The sequence below is a fragment of the Sediminispirochaeta smaragdinae DSM 11293 genome, assembly GCF_000143985.1.
Taxonomy (GTDB): Bacteria; Spirochaetota; Spirochaetia; order DSM-16054; family Sediminispirochaetaceae; genus Sediminispirochaeta; species Sediminispirochaeta smaragdinae.
In genome coordinates this window covers 422165-439874 of sequence record NC_014364.1, presented here as the reverse complement: position 1 = coordinate 439874, position 17710 = coordinate 422165, and the positions used below count along the sequence as shown (strand labels likewise).

At 39.1% G+C, this 17710-nt stretch carries 20 protein-coding genes and 2 pseudogenes; 5 read left to right on the top strand and 17 right to left on the bottom strand.

Annotated features, from left to right (window positions below):
• Positions 1–81: 81 nt before the first annotated feature.
• Positions 82–855, bottom strand: coding sequence for an SDR family NAD(P)-dependent oxidoreductase (locus tag SPIRS_RS02155; RefSeq protein WP_013253039.1), 774 nt, complete (start codon positions 853–855; stop codon positions 82–84).
• 29 nt (positions 856–884) lie between these two features.
• Positions 885–1826, bottom strand: coding sequence for a sugar kinase (locus SPIRS_RS02150; protein WP_013253038.1), 942 nt, complete (start codon positions 1824–1826; stop codon positions 885–887).
• 129 nt (positions 1827–1955) lie between these two features.
• On the opposite strand from SPIRS_RS02150, the gene SPIRS_RS02145 reads away from it, so the two are divergent.
• The 4 genes and pseudogenes from SPIRS_RS02145 (at position 1956) to SPIRS_RS21695 (ending at position 4448) form a co-directional block, all read left to right on the top strand.
• Positions 1956–2840: a dihydrodipicolinate synthase family protein gene (locus tag SPIRS_RS02145; RefSeq protein ID WP_013253037.1), complete on the top strand. Its 885-nt coding sequence runs from the start codon at positions 1956–1958 to the stop codon at positions 2838–2840.
• Positions 2841–2891: 51 nt separating this feature from the next.
• A pseudogene (locus SPIRS_RS22835) lies at positions 2892–3113 on the top strand (MurR/RpiR family transcriptional regulator); the annotation flags it as partial.
• A gap of 111 nt (positions 3114–3224) precedes the next feature.
• The gene (locus SPIRS_RS22635; protein WP_245537676.1) at positions 3225–3740 is read left to right on the top strand and encodes a MurR/RpiR family transcriptional regulator; all 516 of its coding nucleotides are present in this window, start codon (positions 3225–3227) and stop codon (positions 3738–3740) included.
• 21 nt (positions 3741–3761) lie between these two features.
• Complete coding sequence (locus tag SPIRS_RS21695) at positions 3762–4448, top strand: FadR/GntR family transcriptional regulator (RefSeq protein WP_013253035.1); 687 nt, start codon at positions 3762–3764, stop codon at positions 4446–4448.
• Positions 4449–4753: 305 nt separating this feature from the next.
• On the opposite strand, the gene SPIRS_RS22830 is transcribed toward SPIRS_RS21695, so the two are convergent.
• The 4 genes from SPIRS_RS22830 to SPIRS_RS22060 all read right to left on the bottom strand — a co-directional run bounded on the left by SPIRS_RS22830 (position 4754) and on the right by SPIRS_RS22060 (position 8769).
• The gene (locus SPIRS_RS22830; protein WP_041865953.1) at positions 4754–4957 is read right to left on the bottom strand and encodes an integrase core domain-containing protein; all 204 of its coding nucleotides are present in this window, start codon (positions 4955–4957) and stop codon (positions 4754–4756) included.
• 828 nt (positions 4958–5785) lie between these two features.
• Positions 5786–6310 (bottom strand): DUF4468 domain-containing protein, encoded by a 525-nt coding sequence (locus SPIRS_RS02125; protein WP_013253034.1) that lies wholly within the window; start codon positions 6308–6310, stop codon positions 5786–5788.
• A 260-nt stretch (positions 6311–6570) separates the two neighbouring features.
• The gene (locus tag SPIRS_RS02120; RefSeq protein WP_013253033.1) at positions 6571–7656 is read right to left on the bottom strand and encodes a Fic family protein; all 1086 of its coding nucleotides are present in this window, start codon (positions 7654–7656) and stop codon (positions 6571–6573) included.
• A 180-nt stretch (positions 7657–7836) separates the two neighbouring features.
• Positions 7837–8769 carry a GNAT family N-acetyltransferase gene (locus SPIRS_RS22060; RefSeq protein ID WP_013253032.1) on the bottom strand — a complete coding sequence of 311 codons (933 nt, stop codon included), beginning with the start codon at positions 8767–8769 and terminating at the stop codon, positions 7837–7839.
• A 425-nt stretch (positions 8770–9194) separates the two neighbouring features.
• Between SPIRS_RS22060 and SPIRS_RS02110 the strand changes: the two genes are divergently transcribed.
• On the top strand, positions 9195–10553 hold the full coding sequence (locus SPIRS_RS02110) for an MATE family efflux transporter (protein WP_013253031.1): 1359 nt from the start codon (positions 9195–9197) through the stop codon (positions 10551–10553).
• 73 nt (positions 10554–10626) lie between these two features.
• On the opposite strand, the pseudogene SPIRS_RS22825 reads toward SPIRS_RS02110, so the two are convergent.
• From SPIRS_RS22825 to SPIRS_RS02055, 11 genes and pseudogenes are all read right to left on the bottom strand, one after another.
• Positions 10627–10890, bottom strand: a pseudogene (locus tag SPIRS_RS22825) (integrase core domain-containing protein); the annotation flags it as partial.
• Positions 10891–11335: 445 nt separating this feature from the next.
• Positions 11336–11944, bottom strand: coding sequence for a GNAT family N-acetyltransferase (locus tag SPIRS_RS02100; RefSeq protein ID WP_083771439.1), 609 nt, complete (start codon positions 11942–11944; stop codon positions 11336–11338).
• Positions 11945–11967: 23 nt separating this feature from the next.
• The gene (locus SPIRS_RS02095) at positions 11968–12918 is read right to left on the bottom strand and encodes a hypothetical protein (RefSeq protein WP_041865951.1); all 951 of its coding nucleotides are present in this window, start codon (positions 12916–12918) and stop codon (positions 11968–11970) included.
• Between the two features lie 218 nt (positions 12919–13136).
• Entirely contained in the window at positions 13137–13625 is a 489-nt protein-coding gene (locus SPIRS_RS22055) for an integrase core domain-containing protein (RefSeq protein WP_083771438.1), read from the bottom strand.
• A 179-nt stretch (positions 13626–13804) separates the two neighbouring features.
• Entirely contained in the window at positions 13805–13987 is a 183-nt protein-coding gene (locus tag SPIRS_RS22820; protein WP_083771437.1) for a helix-turn-helix domain-containing protein, read from the bottom strand.
• A 380-nt stretch (positions 13988–14367) separates the two neighbouring features.
• Positions 14368–14793 carry a type II toxin-antitoxin system VapC family toxin gene (locus SPIRS_RS02080; protein WP_013253028.1) on the bottom strand — a complete coding sequence of 142 codons (426 nt, stop codon included), beginning with the start codon at positions 14791–14793 and terminating at the stop codon, positions 14368–14370.
• Complete coding sequence (locus SPIRS_RS02075; protein ID WP_013253027.1) at positions 14786–15040, bottom strand: DUF6364 family protein; 255 nt, start codon at positions 15038–15040, stop codon at positions 14786–14788. The genes SPIRS_RS02080 and SPIRS_RS02075 overlap by 8 nt, the downstream gene beginning before the upstream one ends.
• Positions 15041–15419: 379 nt before the next feature.
• Positions 15420–16283, bottom strand: a complete 864-nt coding sequence (locus SPIRS_RS02070) for an IS3 family transposase (RefSeq protein ID WP_148224015.1) — start codon at positions 16281–16283, stop codon at positions 15420–15422.
• A gap of 87 nt (positions 16284–16370) precedes the next feature.
• On the bottom strand, positions 16371–16538 hold the full coding sequence (locus SPIRS_RS22295; protein WP_095522519.1) for a transposase: 168 nt from the start codon (positions 16536–16538) through the stop codon (positions 16371–16373).
• 60 nt (positions 16539–16598) lie between these two features.
• Positions 16599–17018: a hypothetical protein gene (locus SPIRS_RS02060; RefSeq protein ID WP_013253026.1), complete on the bottom strand. Its 420-nt coding sequence runs from the start codon at positions 17016–17018 to the stop codon at positions 16599–16601.
• Positions 17015–17668 (bottom strand): S1 family peptidase, encoded by a 654-nt coding sequence (locus SPIRS_RS02055; RefSeq protein ID WP_013253025.1) that lies wholly within the window; start codon positions 17666–17668, stop codon positions 17015–17017. Before SPIRS_RS02055 ends, SPIRS_RS02060 begins: the two co-directional genes overlap by 4 nt.
• Positions 17669–17710 lie beyond the last annotated feature (42 nt).

Here is a 17710-nt window from a genome sequence, read left to right as displayed (position 1 = left end):
ATCCCTCCGATTTCGGTCAATTCAAGTTTTAACTTATGGCCAACCACGATCCGTCCATACATTTTCAACTCCCCCAGTTCTTTAGAATCCCGAGAGAGCTCCTCCATCGACCACCAAAGAAGTTCCTGTAACAAATTTCGAGGCATCGGAACCGAGGTAAACTGCGGCCCACCCAATATCCTCAGGTTGTCCAAAACGGTGCATTGCAGTTCTACATAGAACATGCTCCTGTCGCTTTATATCGTTTCCCATGGCTTTTAACATCATCGGAGTCTCGAACCACCCGGGTACGATCGCATTGAATCGAAGCCCATGTTGCGAGACTTCACTTGAAAAAGTACGAACAAGGCCCATGATTGCTGATTTTGCAGCTGCATAACTGATCTGATTGGTTAATCCAATGAACCCTGCCATGGAGGAGATGAATATCACCGAACCGCGCTGTCGATCGATCATATAGGGAAGGAATGTACGGGTCATAGCAAAGCTTGCCTTGACATGAACATCGAACGTGCTCGACATATCATCGAGATTCACCTTAAAGGATGATGCCTTATATTGATTTCCCGCATTATTGACCAAAATATCCAACTTCCCGAAAGTTTCTACTACTTTTTCTGCGAATTGCTCATGGGCCTCCCAATTGGTGATATCAAACTGGTAATAGTACGCATTTGACCCTAAACTGGCGCAAGCCTCTTTGAGCTTCTCTAACCTCCTACCTATGAGAATTACTGTGGCACCTGACAAGACCATACATCGAGCAATTCCCAATCCTATGCCTGTCCCTCCTCCGGTAATCAGAACAACCTTTTCTTGGAGGCTACAAGTTTTCATGAATGTATCATCGACCATGTCTTCAATTCTCCTTGATGGGCTCATATTCATGTTGCCAAGAATTCATCAAGCTCCTTGCGGGTTGGCGACGATGAGATTGGCCCGAGCCCAGTACAGGTGAGACCTCCCGTAGCATTCCCGATTCTTGCAGCTTCTTCGAGACTTTTTCCTTCTAAGAGTGATATGATGAATCCAACATCAAAGCTGTCTCCAGCACCAACTGTGTCCTTCACCTTTACCAAGAATGCCGGTGAGTCGAATTGGCTCCCACGGGTTTTTATGGTTACGCCCTTTGGGCCCTGCTTGTACGCTATTACCTCAAGTGTCGGAAAACGTCTGATCAAGGCATCAAGATCGGTTCCCCACCCCAATGCAAACATCTCGTCATCGGTGATATCCAAATGGGTCACACCTGAAGCAATCGCATTCGATATTTCCCGTTCCGCTAAAATGGGGTCGTTCCACTGTAATGTGCGATAATTCACATCAAAGGAGATGATACAATCACTCCCTTTCTTTGCGTCTATGATTTGTCGGCAGAGTGTTCTAGCAGCACTCCCCATACCAAGACCAGTACCGGTGAAGTGGAAAACGGCGCTCTCTTTAAGGACTTGCTGATCTAGTTGGGCAAATTGGATGGCTGTTGCTGCCGAATTTTCCCGATAGTAAGTCAGGTTATGCTTGCCATTGATGAATGATACAAAGTAGAAGCCAGTCCGCCGGGAAGGATCACGGACGACTTGGGAAACATCCACTCCGTTTTTCATCCAAAGATCGATAAATCCATCTCCGAATGGTTCAGTGCCAAGTCCTGTAAAGAAAACCGAATGATGGTCTAACCTAGCAACTCCGATGGCGAAATTGGAAGCATCCCCCCCCCAAGTCATGCTCAGAGTGTTGCACTTTTCGATCATAGGATTATCAATGGGATAGAATCCAAACATCGGCTCTCCCCATACAAGTATATTTTTCACGCTTCGTGCCCCCATAAGAAAACCCTACCATTGGTTTTATTACCTGTCAATAAAAAAATTTTTTTACTTTTTATGTAATTTTATTGCATAATCCCCGAAAAATGCATAAAATAAAATAAAATTTTAGTTTAGAAGGAGAATCTAATGCAAAAGAAACTTTTCTCAGGAATTATCCCACCTCTGATTACCAGTTTTGATAAACAAGGTAATATCGATGAGAAGACCATGAGAAACCTGACCAGATGGCTCGCAAACCATGTACAGGGCTTTTATCCTTGCGGAACGTATGGAAGTGGGCCCCTTCTGACCACCGAAGAGCGCAAGCTGGTAGCTCGCATCGTGAATGAAGAAAAAGGGAACGCATTTGCAATCATTCACGTAGGAGCAGCAACTACGACCGAGGCGATAGATTTGGCAAAGCATGCTGAGGAAATTGGTTCCGATGCAATCGGTGCAATTCCACCGTATTATTACCATTATACACAGGAACAATTGGTCGACCACTACAAAGCCTTGATAGATGCTGTAAAGATTCCCGTGTTCCTCTACAATAATCCTGATCTCTCCAACAATCCTGTTGCTCCACAGACTTTAAGTGTGCTAGCCGACTATGGCCTTGCCGGTGTCAAGGATTCGGCTTTCGATCTCGTGTCTTTCTATAACTATAAACTTGCAGTCACAAGACCTGACTTCCAGTTCATTATAGGCACTGAAGCGATCGCAGCCGGAGCTCTTGACGTAGGTGCATGTGGCGTTATCGCAGGGCTTGCGAACTGTTTTCCCGAGTTCATGACTGATTTCTATAAGACTTGGAAGGCTGGAGACCCTTTGGAAACTGGCAAAAAACAGCTCGCTGTTGTCAAGGCGAGGAACATTATCAAGATGGCCCAGACCCTCACCATGATTTACGCAATTCTTAAGATGCGTGGAATCAATCCCGGGTACCCACGTTCTCCGTTCAAGGATATCTCGAAGGAGACCTATGATAAGGCACGAAAAATGATTGATGAGCAAGGCATATTGGCATAGCTAATTCTCGGTGTTATACTTTCGCTAAGAAACAGTATACTCGCGGGGATTATGGATATCATATCGACAATTAAAAAGAAACTAGCCTTTCTTCCGCCCATTCAAAAAAAGATTGGCAGTTTTGTGATATCAAATCCCCATAAGGCAATAAATATGTCTATTTCTAGCCTCACTTCGGCTTCAGGAGCTAGAAGTGAGGCTTCTGTTGTTAAGTTTTACAAGGCACTCGGCTTTTCCGGGTACCATGAGTTCAAGGTCACACTTGCAACCGAGATCGCAAATCAAGGACAATCGCCCCTCGAACAATTCTCTACAATTCTTCCATCCGACACTATTTTCAACATCAGAAAAAAAATATTCCAATCTGCGATACACGTATTGGCTATGAATAACAAGGATCTCGAGGATGACACCTTCGAACGGATTGTAACACAAATCGAACAATCAAAGCGTATCATTGTCATCGGATATGGTACCTCGGCAGTAACAGCATACGACCTTTTCGTGAAACTATCGAGGTTAGGCTTCGATTGTCATTATACGACCGACGAACATACAACAGCAATAATCCTCAGTAATCCGAGAGAAAAAGATCTTCTCTTCTGCTTCTCCTTTTCTGGGGAGACAAAGAACATCGTTGCACAAGCATCACTTGTCAAAGGAAAGATACCAATCATCTGTATCTCAGGTGAGGATAACTCTCAGCTGGCCAAACTCTCCGATATCTATTTACCTATTCAATCATTCGAGACGACTTATCGGAATGAGTCGATCGTCTCACGGTATGTACAGCTTGCAGCCATAGATATCATTTTCTCCTGCCTCGCTCAACGTGCGGGAAAGGATGCTGAAAAACGTTTGATGAATTCACGTAAAGGTTTATCTTTCCTCAAGTTTTGATCACACAAAGGAATACTGTTAATGCAACCGATGCCATTGGAAAAGGAAAAGCTCTCCGACCTTGTCGCCGAACGTCTTGTTCAGTATATCGAGGAGAATAATCTTCAGCCAGGGGACATGCTGCCAACCGAAAAAGAACTTGCCAAGTGTTTCCGTATCGGAAGAACAAGTGTACGAGAGGGGATCAGCAAACTCAAAAGTATCGGATTATTACATACAGTCCAAGGATATGGTTGCATCATTAATGAAACTTCGATTTCCAGTTTTCTTGAAAGTATCAGTACATCTGTGTTGAGTCGGTTCGTAAAATTGGATATGCAGGATTATCGCCAGATCATGGAGACAAGAGCTCTCTTGGAGACATATGCCCTGCGGACCTACATTTCTTCGGATAGGATAACGGATCCCCAAAAATTGTACATCATCGTCAGAAGGATGGATAAGGCGCTTGGGATCTCCGATTATTCTCTCTTCCAGGAGCTGGATTTTGATTTTCACCGTCAGATTGTGCATCTGGCGAACAATTCTATCCTATCGCAAATTTACGAACTCGTTAAGGAACCATTCATTCGACGTGCTGAAGCCTTCTGTCCGACGCAGGATCATTCAAGACTACAGGAGGAACACCGGCAACTTCTGGACGGAATACGCAGAAAGGACATGGCGGTGGTTCAAATCCTCGACAATCATATCAAGTGCCAAGCATAAACCGATAGATCCCTATAGTATCTAGAAATTTTACAATCACAGATGCTCCCCACACAACTGGAGAGTTGCTGTGTAAGCGTCAAATAAACCACACCGCATGAAAAAACCAAAGATCGACGTTCCAAGGAAGCAGTGCTTTTCAAGCTTTCGTAGTTTGGCGTCGGTGGAGCCATAGCCATTTCAAAGACTTTTCTAAAATAGAGACATTAGGATTTGTTCGGTTCTGTTTTACCGTCTCACTCTACGCTAACTTTTGTCAAACAGTTTTCCAGCACGTTAAGGTGGAACCTCCAGTAGTTGCTTGGTTAAGCAGCAGCTCTTATCCCTTTTACCTGGAATGACTCATACATCTCTTCTGGTGTCCGGTAATCCAGACTCTGGTGAAATTTTCGGCTGTTATAGAACTGAAGGTACCAGATAAAGTCAGCCTTCAGCTCACATATCGATTCATAGGATTTCAAGTAAATATCTACATACTTCAGACTTTGACAAAACCGCTCTACATACATCCATAGAAGGTAAACTGACTGCCTTGGCCTGTGTTAAAGATTGCAAGGGTTCCATATTCCTTCAAGGCCTCCTTTAACGCTTCAACACAAAAATATGCATCCATGGAGAGTGAGTTCCTCTTGCCTCTCACCAACTATGAATACACTGGATGTTCCGTCTTAGGAATAGACTTTGGCGATAAAGCTTTCAAACCCAATTCACGCATAAGTCGTCGAATATGAACAGCTCGTTAAGCTTTATCATTTCTTCGATATCAGCCCGTCGTTGGACACGTGTCTTATAGAGTTCTTATTCGCGTTTCTTCACCTGATCGAGCTCCTGGTCCTTTTGGTTCTTTCTCTCAAAGAGAGCCGGTGCACCTTGGCGCGGTTGCCTCTTCCAGACACTGATCTGTTTTGGATGAACTTCTTATTGTTCTGCCAATTCCCTGTAGGGTTTTCTCTGTATCGGTATAGTATTGACCTTACACCTTACCCCCGAAAGATACTCAGATTTACCTAAGCGACATTGCCGCTTTTCTTCTTCTTTCGTATTCCATAAAGGAAGGCTTGTTTCGGCGCCCAGCCATTCATATTCCATCCCTGGTGAGTCCGTTCTTCGTTGTTGTATTTCAGATATGCTTCCAGATCTTCCTACATTTCACCGATGGCTTCATAGAACTTTTCACGGCCCTTTATCCTGAAATGCTCATCAAGCAAAGTACTTTGTTTCCAGTTTATGACGCTGCCAGACGCCTCTGACGCCGTCTGTGCTTACCTGAATACTCAGCAGAAACCATGATAGTAGACACGTCTGATTCAATTGCTGGTTATGTTGCTATTTCATAATTACCAATCATCTTCTGTAGCCATAAAAAGATTGAACGATTCAGCATTTTTTCTCCATCTTCTATTTGTTTCAGCGAGGTGCTTATTACTTGTCATTCGACGAAAATCTGGCTTGTAATCATTTCCATCATCGGTTTCACCCATCATGGTACTAATTGTACCATATATAGTACCAGTATATTTCTCATGAGGATTTTCAAATGTCATTCTTACCCTATTTCCCTTTATTTCAATGTTGACATCAAATTTCATCTGATAAAAGGTGTTCACGTCAACGAAGCTATCAAATATAGTACCAATAATATAACCGTATTCCTTATCTGATATTAAAATTATTGAATTCTCACTCGAAAAATTTGAAATAAACCATTTATTTGCTTTCAAAAATATTTCATTTTTAGGCATATTCGATAATTCTAGAATTACCTCATATTTATCAGGATAATCAATATCTGGGTCGTATGGGATTTGAACACAACTAACAATGATTGGAACAATAAAAAATAAGCTAATGGATCGTTTCATTTAAATTCCTCACATGCAAATATTTTTTAATAACACTACGCTTATTGCAGTGATTAAAGTAGTTCAGCTAAATCGATACTGATAAATTTTATCTAAAAAAATAGTTTCTATATTCCTATACTATTTTTTCATATGCATGTACGGCTCCAGAAATGAAATAAATTCATATTTATTTATAAAAATTTCTCTGTTGCTTATACCTTTGCCAACATAACATCCAATTGAGACACGCCTGATTCAATTGCTGGTTATGTGCCTCTTCATCCTTTTAACACTTCATACAATCTCTTATTCACATAGATTCTCTCTTTCCACGATTTAAACGATTCTAAGATTCCTATTTCTTCAAGCTGTTTCAAATACTTACTTGCTGTTCTCCTTTCTGCTAACCCTGCATTTACCAGAAATTCTATCTTCGTATATGGCTGTTCAAACAGCAACTCTATCAATTCCTTTGAATATGTTGTTTTGGGTAATTTCTCTCGGCAGACTTCTGTTGTCTTATTCAATAACTCAACTATCGAAGAAACCAGCTTTAAAGTTTCTATTGATGTTATCTCCACTGCTTTTAGCATATATACTATCCACTCTTCCCATCCCTTTTCATCTCTTACTTTTTGAAGCAGTTCATAGTATTCACTCTTATTTTTTATTATATATTCACTAAGATACAATATCGGCTTATCTAGCAATCCTTGCAATATCAAATACAATACGTTTACTATCCTTCCTGTCCGTCCATTCCCATCATAAAAGGGATGGATAGATTCAAATTGATAGTGTATCACCGCCATCTTTATCAGCGGATCAATTTCATCTCTTTCATTTATGTACTTCTCTAAGTTTTTCAGCAATTCCAATATCTTTTCTTCATTGTCTGGCGGTATATAAATTGCTTTTCCCGTTCGCTCATTTACCAAAGCCGTTCCAGGTAATTTGCGAATCCCCGCACTATTTCCTTCCAGTTCGCTTTGTAGCTCTATCAGTATATTCGTCGAAAGAAACCCTTTTTCTTTCAGTTGCCGGAATCCTCTCCAGATTGCTGATCGGTAATTTAAGACTTCCTTCGTTTCTACATCAATTTCTTTTACTGTTGTGGCTAACGCTCTATACAGTTCATCTTGTGTTGTTACAATATTCTCTATTTCTGAGCTCGTTTTAGCTTCTTTTAGAATAATTGCGCTTAGCAATATTGAATCGTTTGGTAACAGCGAACAATAGCCTTTTAGTATCGCCAACTCACGATTCGCACGAATTGCTTGATTCAATATTTTTTTCGTTTCTATATCAGCATTCGGTGGCAGTAAGGGAAGTTCATTGTTTGGTCTTTTTTCACTACTATTCATTCATGTACATTATATCACATTATTTGTACATTACAAGCACTTCATGTACAATACGTGCACATGACAACGATTTAGGTAGCAAAATCGTTCCCCGTCTTCGGGGAATTGGCGCGATTTTAGAACATAGGTGCTATTAGCACCGTAGTGTTCTATACGGCGTCTGCTTGATCTACTTGTTATCTATATTTTTCTGTCCTCATCGTATATCACTTTAAATCTCTCAAATATCACAGGAATTTCTTCTGAAAATTTTTTTCCTTGCTCTTCATATTCTAATCGAAAGAAATGCTCATGAGCATTTCTCCAATATTCCAATGAAAGATCTCCTTCACCCTCTAATCTTGCCTCTTCTTCTGTAATTTCTCTAAATTTCTTCTTCCGCATCTCTTCTGTTTTTATTATACATCCAGGTAATCCATTTCCGTATGTTATTATCGATATATCACCTTCTTCAGGAACTTTTTCATCAATATCATACATTTCTAATGCTGATGATGTTCCAGTTTTCTTTCCTTCTTTTACATATCCAATCAATTTGTTAGCGAGATTTTCACTATATCCAAAAGACCATACTTCATATTTTGATTTTTCATATTCTTTATTCTTCTTTATAAATCTATTCCAATATTCTTCAATTATTTTTGTTAATTCTTTCTCGGAAAATATCCTATATTTCAAAACAATCTGATCAAAGCATTGAATATCATTTTCATATATTGGATTTTTATAATTTTTTATCATATAGTCTTTATTAACAGAATCAAATCTAAACCCACAGCGTTGATACAAATATAACTGCCCTATTCCACAATTTCCTGTTTTTATTATTAGTTCCTTATATTTCTTATCTTTCGAATATGATATCGCTTTTTCAATTAGATTTGTCCCAATTCGCTTGTTTTGATATGCTTCATCTACAGCAACACATACAATTTCTGTTGATTCTTCATTTATTTCATTTATTCCGATAATTCCGATGATTTTCTCATCATCCATTGTTGCTAGAAAGGTTGATGTATCTTTATATTTATTGATTTGGTCATCATCTTCATCTGCAAGATAGATTAATTCATATGGAACATCATCATTTTTTATCTGCTTAGTTTTAAGCATTTCTATCACCTTTATACAGCCTATTTCTCACATTATATCCAATATTTTTTGATCCGACCTCAAAAACTGTAAAATTCTATCACTTTTATTATATCTCTATTAAATTGTTGATAACACCAATTTGAGTCGTAAAACCGTGCCGCAGGCTTGTCATGAAAATTGTCACCCGCCAGCACAAATTATGACAATAGCCACGTCTGCTCCAATTGTTGGTTCATCATGCTTACAATTCCATGGAGGTAAAGATTCCAGCGTTTCAGTCTTTTGTAGCATAGGAGCTTTATCAAATAAACATTTCAGATACGCATAGGGATTCCTTTTACATAAACCTAATAGAAAATATAACTTTTCCTATCATTATACTATTGATTTTATATATTATCAGTCGCTTCTTCTTAAATCATTCTGGTGATATACTGCTTTGCATGGCAGAAAGCAAAATAATTAATAACTATACATCGGGAAATATCTGGACTCAGCTTATACAATTTTCTTTTCCTTTTATGCTGTCGAATGCGCTGCAGGTACTGTACAGCCTTGTAGATATGATAATTGTCGGCCGGTTTGTCGGTAGTGCGGGCCTTTCCGCTGTTTCCATAGCAAGTCAGGTCTTCATGTTTATGGTTATGTTGTGTATCGGATTCTCGAACGGAGGACAGGTTCTCATCGCTCAGTATGTCGGATCGAATCAGAAAGAGAAGCTGAACAGCATCATAGGGACACTTTTTTCAATCCTTTTTATAATCGGGATTTTTATGATGGTTGTCGGTCTTCTGTTTTCCAGATCAATTCTACAGCTGCTTAATACTCCGGCGGAATCATACGCAATGGCTGCAGATTATATTCTTATCTGCAGTATCGGTGTACTGTTTTCCTTTGGCTATAATGCTTTATCTGCTGTTCTCCGGGGGATGGGGGATTCGAAGCATCCCTTTATCTTTATCCTTATTGCTTCTGTGACGAATATTTTTTTGGATCTGCTTTTTATTGGTGTATTCAAATGGCAGGCTGCAGGAGCTGCCCTTGCAACAATTATCGGACAGACCGTTTCATTCATCTTTGCCGTAATCTATTTATACAAAAGAAAGGAATCCTTCGGTTTCGATTTTAAATTAAGAAGTTTTCGTATAGATGCAGAAGCCAGGAGACTTCTGGTAAAACTCGGACTTCCCTTTGCTGTACAGAGCTGTGCAATAAACATTTCAATGCTTTTTGTTAATGCGCTTGTAAACAGTCTGGGTGTTTATCCTTCTGCGACCTTTGGTGTCGGCATGAAAATAGATGATATTATCAATAAAATAACACTGGGAATCGGGTTTGCTACTTCCACGATGTGTGCCCAGAATATAGGCGCGAAAGAGTTCGGAAGAACAAAAAAAATTGTGTATGTAACAATCCTGTATCAGGCCGTCTGTTATGCTTTTTTTACATTAATATACCTTACCCTTGCGCGGGAATTATTCAGTATATTCACTAACGATGTACATGTCCTTGATCTGTCGAGAACCTACGTTACTGCAATTGTCTGGAGCTTTCCCGGAATGATTCTGATGCGTGCATCAAACGGCATTATTCGGGGAGTCGGAAATGCTCGATTAGGTCTGATTTTTGGCCTTATGGATGCATTTATTTTTCGTATCGGCTGCAGCTGGTTTCTGGGCTCCGTCTGCGGATTAGGTCTTTACGGTTATTTCCTCGGATATAGTATTGCTGTTTACGGAACAGGTATTCCGGGATTCATTTATTTTCTTTCAAATAAATGGGAAAAATACCGGTTGATGTAAATTTTACATACTCTATTTTGTATCGGTATAGTATTGACCTTACACATTAACCCCGAAAGGCATTCAGATTTACCTAAGCGACATTGCCGCTTTTCTTCTTCTTTCGTATTCCATAAAGGAAGGCTTGTTTTGGCGTCCTGCCATTCATATTCTTTTCCTGGTGAATACGTTCTTCGTTGTAGTATTTCAGATATACTTCCAGATCTTCCTGCATTTCACTGATGGCCTCATAGAACTTTTCACGGCCCTTTATCCTGAAATGTTCATCAAGCAAAGTCCGGTGCATTCTTTCCACGAAACCGTTACTCTGTTGTCTCCGGACCTCTGTTTTTATATGCCGTTCCCGGAACTCGGGATAAAACCGCTTCCAGAAGTTTAATCTGTTCCTCTGTGAGGTCTGTCTTCTTTCCTCTATTAAGATACTTTCACACATCCGTGTGATGGGTTCTTCAGTGAATAATCCAGAATAGCTTTTTCTATTTCTTCTGATAATCTGTTTGGATGGGGATTCTTAGTACCCGGGATTCTATCAAGAAGTCCAGCAGGTTCATCTTTCTTCGTGCAGCCTTTTGTGCTACTGTCTTGTCGGTGACTACTTCGTCCTCCAGATAATAATTTTTGTGGTAAAATCATTATATCTTTCAGGGTCTTAGTGATCACCACTGCTCGCAGATCTTCCAAACTCTTGAGACAGTGATTGTAATTTTTTGAATTTTGTGTCGTAACGATGTTTTTTGTTCTTATTCATAGCTATACCTCATTCTATTAAAATAAGGATAAAATCACAGCTCTGTTTTTGTTTTGTATTTTTCTAGTTCAGTATTACCATATAATTTAAAATACTCATCGGAGATCATATCCATAATAATTTCATCATAAAAACTATTTCCAACAATTCTACGGTTTCTTCGTCGACCAATTAATTTGAAACCTATCTTTTCATATACATGTATTGCTGCTTTATTATATTCCCATGTACCAAGATCAATATTTTCTAAATTTAAATCAATAAATGCATGTTTTAATATTAACAGAATGGCTTCTTTCCCAAATCCTTTTCCTCTGTTTTCTTTGCCATATATTATAACGCTTAGTGATCCCGCTCTATTATAAATATCAATTGAATTAATGCTGATATCACCAATGATTTCGTTATTGTCTTTTCTGAAAATAGTATATCTTTCATCTTCTTTGTTTTCTTCAAAATGCGTTTTCATTTTCGTTTCATAGATAGCAGAACCGCAATTTCTGCCGAAGTATTTTATGTGATCATCATTCATAAAGTTAGCGAGAAAAGGTATGTCATTTTCATGTGTAGGATTTAAATATACCTTTTCGCCTATTAGCGACATATTGGCCATTACAGTTAACCTCTTGTTTGATTTATTCATTCACATTCGACCTTAACGATTTGTTACTCAGTTTCATAGTGAGGTGACGTCGGTGGTAATTCAAAACGCCGGGCGGTTTTTTTGTAATCCTTCTCAAAATCTGCATAGAGGGCTTGATAATCCCTGATGGTTTCCAGCGATTGACTGAAGAAACATCGAATGTATGTCTGCCGCCCCATCCCGGGAGTAAAGTCTTCACCGAACAATCGTAGATATTGAGCGTGGTGTTCGAGTACATCGTCTGAATATCCATCCTCCGTCGAATACGTTGCCCCTACTGCGTGAACGTCTTTCTCCAACCCCATAAGAACGACCTCAAGGTTTTTGTCCATAGAGGCAACCAGCGGAACCGCGTATTCCCGGCCGTACGAACAGTTCCAATACCAGTGCCCCTTGAAGTGGCGACCGTCCGTCATCGTATGAATTGATTGTTCATCGCGCGGAAAAAACACAAAAGTATCCTTGAAAACCGGCGATAGATGCACGGCGGCTTGTCTCACACCATCTTGGAAATCACGAACTAGTACGGTGTTGTTGAATCCTTCCGCTAAGTAATTGGAAAAGACAAGCTCATAATCGGGGTAGTAGCCATAACACTCGATGGAGATGTGGATGTCAATATAGTTTTGGTCTGAGAACGTATAGGTGAGTTGGGTTTTTGCATTATGTAACGGGGTGGGATTCCAAAGTAATCGAATTGATGTATCGCCCACAGTGTATTCAAACGCATCCGCCCGGAAGGTTTTGAGCCACGCAGTACGGGAAAATGCCCTGAATAGACTCAACGATCCAGCATGTGACTTCTGACTTCCATCTGGAGAGATTGTTTTTTTTAGTGGATGATAATAAATATTCCGGAGTGAATATGTCGCATTGTTCACTTGCCCATCAATCGGATCCAGATAGAAATTTGCTCTATAGGCCTTCCGTGTAATCGGTACTATTGTGCTTCTGGCAGATGAAGCTGATTCCATACGCATCTTATTGTATAATGCCCCCACTGATTATGCCATTTTTGATGTACTGTTCGGCACCTCATAGACAATTATCCAAGATCCCCATTTACAGTTTTGGTACATACTGAAACTCATAAATATCATACACCCGTAGGTCTGATTCGTCCAAGTATCCTAAGATAAAATCCCTGAACCAGATCCTGAAGATCCCTTCACCTAACTCTTCAAGCCCGATATTATTGTTGGATAGTGCGATAGTGCTGTAGATATCGGTATTCAACGACTTTTTCTGGAACACACATTCCCATTCCCAGTGCTTCATGTGGTCGTACTTCGTCGTATTCACGCATGAACTCATTCATTTTCCGCTGTTGTGCCTGTAGGGTTTTCCCAGGATTAGTACAGGCTGCTGCTTTCAATTCTCGGTGCATTCGTTCATGTCGGCCATTCTGCTGCGGTGACGCCGGATCGCTGTACACTGGCTGAACTCCCAACTCCATCAGCCATACAGCAAACTTTGTTATTCGTCCCAAAGACCTGATACTCGCAAAAGGTGAACCGTTATCCGTGTGCAGTTGTACAGGAAGTCCATAATCCTTGAATACATCGATAAATACCGGTTTTGTCTCTTCAAAATTAGGATTATGCAGTCCCTTAATTGCGAGGATGAACCTGGAAAAGCTGTCGCAAATTGTAAGGGGATAACAGTACCGGCCATTCTCCATTTTGGACTTACCCTTGTAATCGGCACTCTATACCTGGTTGCCGCTATCCGGATCAAAGATGGGTTTCTGCTGTTCCACGTGCTTACGCTTTTTACGTTCCTTGATTAACCCGTTTCGTTTCAGAATAAGACTAATTGTAGATGCTGCCGGTATCCGGCTGTATACACCCTCTGTCTCCATCAGTTTTCGGATCTTCTTGGGGCCAAGAGTTTATGCCTTTTGCGTATTTCTACAATCGCTTGTTCTATTTTGGGTGGTGTTTTGTTTGGGATTTCATGCGGAGAAGGATCTCGATCTTCGAGGTTTTCCATGCCGCCTTCTTTGTACCTTTCAACCCACTTGTACCCTGTCGGCCGGCTTATCCGAAATCGTTACACAGCGAGCTGAAGTTTTGTTGATCTGTTTTCCAGTGCAGAATGACTCTTTTCTATTGTCCACAACGGTCATCTCCATAAACGGCACAGTATCCTCCTTTTAAGAATTCTATGTCATAATTGTAAACCGCTACTTTAGATAACTGCTAATAATGCTATCGGGTCATACCTTTATCAACATAACATTCAATTGAGCTGCGTGGCGTTCACTGGCATGTGTTTGTGCTCTTTCCTTCATAAATTATATCATATCTTTGGTAGATTAGTGCTTCCACTTTTAAATCAAGCTCTTCTCTACCCAATCTCAAGCACAAACCATGACAGTAGCCACGTCTGCTCCAATTGTTGGTTATGTACAAATTTTCTTCTTATATTTCTTCATTTCCTATATTCATTTCAAGAAATTCTGTTGCAGTTAAAGCTGGTATTTTACTTCCTTTATAATCTTTTTTATTTCTTGTAATTATAAAGTCTATTCCATTCTTCTCTGATGCTATATATTGAATTGAGTCTTCAAAACCTGGCGCATCAGAATATAATGCCTCATCAATTACTTCTTCATTTATGGTTAATAGAGATAGTATCTTTCTTATTCTTCTTAAATTTAATATCGATTCTTCTTTTCCTGCATATTTTGTCATTATAGAGTGTACATTTGCAAACACAATAGGTGATGTAAATCCTTGAAATTCTTTTCTATCAATTTGTGTAAATAATATTGCGGAACTTTCAAACTCATTTCTTTTTATTAATAAATCTAAGACTATATCTGAATCTATAAATAACTTAATCATTCAAATACCGGGTTTCCAAATATTCTAATTTAGCTCTTTTATAATCAAAATTTTCAGGAACAGTAATCGTCCCCATTATTTCATTCACTAAGGGAGAAATTTCTTTTTCTTTATTTCTTCTATTTGCTGTTAATAGTCTAAAGTAGTTTTCAACCAATTGGGATAATGATTCATTTTTGTCTTCTGCATATGCTTTTGCTTTTTCGATTATTGAATCATTAACTGAAAGTGTTAGTTTCTTATTCATTTCAGCTCTCCTACGTATAAATATACCACAATTCATACGTAAAGACAACTAAAACTGTATAATCTTTTTTGTTTTATCCTTTTATAAATTATGCTTTTCACCCAATATTAAACAAATAATGATAGTCAAACCCTAATCTTTGTACATAACGTTCACTTGAGTTGCCTGGCGCTGTTACTGTTACGCCTTAGCTCACTCGCATTAACCATTGTAACCCCACTTTTCCATATCAACAAAAACTTTGCCATATTCACCGCCAGGTCAACTCCAAGTGGTTGTTATCTGGTTAATTTTATTCATCCTATTCTATATATTCCTTATTTGTCTGACTATAGTGGACCCCTTCGTCAAGACAGCATTTAGAAAATCTTAATGAGATTTATGCTGCCACTCCAAATACTTCATCCGGCGTGGAAATACCATGCTTGGTATGCGGACGCCTGCTGTTATACTTTTCAATGAACGCTTTTATACCGTCTTTTGCCTCCCTAACTGATTCATATTCCTTGAGGTACACTTCTCCATATTTCAGGGTTCGCCAGAACCTTTCTATTGCAATATTGTCCAATGCTCTTCCTTTGCCATCCATGCTGAATGTAGCCCCGGAACCCAAGACTAATTTTCTGTATTCTTTTGAGGTAAATTGGCTCCCCTGATCGGAGTTCAAGATTTCCGGATTACCATATTGAGTTACCGCCCTTCGATATGCAGAGATACAGAACTCTTGATCCATAGTGGTAGAGATTTCATGACTGAGGATTTTCCGGCTATACCAGTCAATGATCGCGACCAGATAGACAAAACCATGAGCAAGCCGGATATAGGTAATATCTGTAGCCCACACTTGGTTTGGTCGGCTGATACTCAGCTTTCTCAAGAGGTACGGATAGACTTTATGCTCTGACCCTATACCGGGTTTTGAAAGGTTTCTTCCAGGAAAAATCGCCATAATTCCCATGTCGCGCATCAATCGCTGCACTCTTTTCCTGTTGATTTTCCTTCCTTCTCGACGCAGGCTGTTGCGTATTTGGCGACTACCAAAGTCGGGATTATCGGTATATAGTTCATCAATCCTTTTCATGAGTTCTATGTTCTCGCCTTTAACAGGCATGCTCTTGTAATAGAGGGAGCTGCGATTCAGAGACACCAGCTTGCACTGCCGTGATATCGATAGCTTTTCATCAGGTGATATCATTTCTCTTTTCTCCAGGACTCCACAAGTTTCAAGTTTTTTTTTAACCACTCGATCTCGTATTGCTGCTGGCCAATTTTCTTGAAAAGATCTTCCTGTGTTTCTTCCAGAATCTTCTTGGAATCATCTGCCTTTGTATTAAAACAGTTGCTCCCTTTTCAAGAATTGCTTCTTCCAGTTGCTGATCTGGTTGGGATGAACCTGATACTGCGCTGCGATTTCAGAAATTTGCCGTTCGCCTTTGATTGCTTCTATTACAATCTGGAACTTTTGTTCACTGGTAAATTTTCTTCTTCTCTTGGACACTTCATGCTCCGTGTTTCATGGTACAACAAACTTAATCTGTTGTCCAAAATCACGGGTCCATTATAGACAGAAAGCATTTTTAGTTACATTACCTACTGAAATTAAAAATAATACTATTACTGGGGTTAAAAAAGTAGCTGATGTACCTACAACTGGAGCTATAGCGGTTGTCAATATATTGATAAAAAATGCATGTGTAATATCTGATTTTGAAAATAGTTTTTGTCTTTCGTTAACATATGAATTTTCATCACATATAAACCTAATTACTTCTTTTTTTATATTTTCATAAAAAATCTTTTTTCCGGTTCTCGTACCAAATGCTACAGTATTAGAGGTTGATGCATTAAGCCATATTTCAGCGATTTCTTCGGAATCTTTTTCTGAATAACCTATCTCATTTATAATTTCTTTTTGATAATCTTCCAGGGTATTAAAAAGTTCTTCCTCATTAAAAATTTCTAAATTATTATAACTCATTTTATCATCCTCAGAATGTATTCAGCTGACACCATATGTGAAGTTTGGTGTAGGGTTTGAGGATCAATTCCACCTATACTAATGCCTCCACTTTTTTGGGGAGCATAAGATCCAATTAATATTCCAACAATAGAACTATTTCTAATACTAAAAACTGGAGATCCAGATTGACCTGGCTTCGTTTGTATATTAACAACTGCATGTTTGCTTTTTATTCCACTATTGTCTAATAATATCTTTGCTCCAATTGTTGTTGTTTGACTAGTTAATACTTTTCTTCCATGATTTGCATGAGGATATCCAAAGAGAACAACGTTTTCATTAACAGAAACGCTGTCTAAACTTCCTATTTTAATTGTTGAATTTACATCCGCATTTATTTCTATGATTGTAGTATCATGAATTGGATCAGTTTTAATTATTTTTGCATTTATCATTTTTACATCTTTTTTTGTTGTATCCTGGTAATTAGACAAGCTTTCTTCTTCTGGTATTAATACAACAAGATTTCTATCGTCATTTTCAGTTACATGACTAGCTGTAGCAAACCAACCTCTATTGGGTAATAAAAAACATGTACCTAAAAGATTAACACCATTTGGTCCAACTCTCCCTAAAGGCATTACTACTCTTGGTATTCCTTCATACATCGCTTTCTCCTTATTAGACTTTATATATTAACCAGATAACGT

Coding starts and splice junctions, on each gene's coding strand:
- SPIRS_RS02100 (WP_083771439.1), bottom strand. CDS start 11,944: ATGAATAAATCAAACAAGAGGTTAACTGTAATGGCCAATATGTCGCTA.
- SPIRS_RS22635 (WP_245537676.1), top strand. CDS start 3,225: ATGAATAACAAGGATCTCGAGGATGACACCTTCGAACGGATTGTAACA.
- SPIRS_RS02120 (WP_013253033.1), bottom strand. CDS start 7,656: ATGAATAGTAGTGAAAAAAGACCAAACAATGAACTTCCCTTACTGCCA.
- SPIRS_RS02110 (WP_013253031.1), top strand. CDS start 9,195: ATGGCAGAAAGCAAAATAATTAATAACTATACATCGGGAAATATCTGG.
- SPIRS_RS02125 (WP_013253034.1), bottom strand. CDS start 6,310: ATGAAACGATCCATTAGCTTATTTTTTATTGTTCCAATCATTGTTAGT.
- SPIRS_RS22060 (WP_013253032.1), bottom strand. CDS start 8,769: ATGCTTAAAACTAAGCAGATAAAAAATGATGATGTTCCATATGAATTA.
- SPIRS_RS02055 (WP_013253025.1), bottom strand. CDS start 17,668: ATGTATGAAGGAATACCAAGAGTAGTAATGCCTTTAGGGAGAGTTGGA.
- SPIRS_RS21695 (WP_013253035.1), top strand. CDS start 3,762: ATGCAACCGATGCCATTGGAAAAGGAAAAGCTCTCCGACCTTGTCGCC.
- SPIRS_RS02060 (WP_013253026.1), bottom strand. CDS start 17,018: ATGAGTTATAATAATTTAGAAATTTTTAATGAGGAAGAACTTTTTAAT.
- SPIRS_RS22830 (WP_041865953.1), bottom strand. CDS start 4,957: ATGTATGTAGAGCGGTTTTGTCAAAGTCTGAAGTATGTAGATATTTAC.
- SPIRS_RS02095 (WP_041865951.1), bottom strand. CDS start 12,918: ATGGAATCAGCTTCATCTGCCAGAAGCACAATAGTACCGATTACACGG.
- SPIRS_RS22055 (WP_083771438.1), bottom strand. CDS start 13,625: ATGGAGAATGGCCGGTACTGTTATCCCCTTACAATTTGCGACAGCTTT.
- SPIRS_RS02145 (WP_013253037.1), top strand. CDS start 1,956: ATGCAAAAGAAACTTTTCTCAGGAATTATCCCACCTCTGATTACCAGT.
- SPIRS_RS02155 (WP_013253039.1), bottom strand. CDS start 855: ATGGTCGATGATACATTCATGAAAACTTGTAGCCTCCAAGAAAAGGTT.
- SPIRS_RS02075 (WP_013253027.1), bottom strand. CDS start 15,040: ATGAATAAGAAACTAACACTTTCAGTTAATGATTCAATAATCGAAAAA.
- SPIRS_RS02150 (WP_013253038.1), bottom strand. CDS start 1,826: ATGGGGGCACGAAGCGTGAAAAATATACTTGTATGGGGAGAGCCGATG.
- SPIRS_RS02080 (WP_013253028.1), bottom strand. CDS start 14,793: ATGATTAAGTTATTTATAGATTCAGATATAGTCTTAGATTTATTAATA.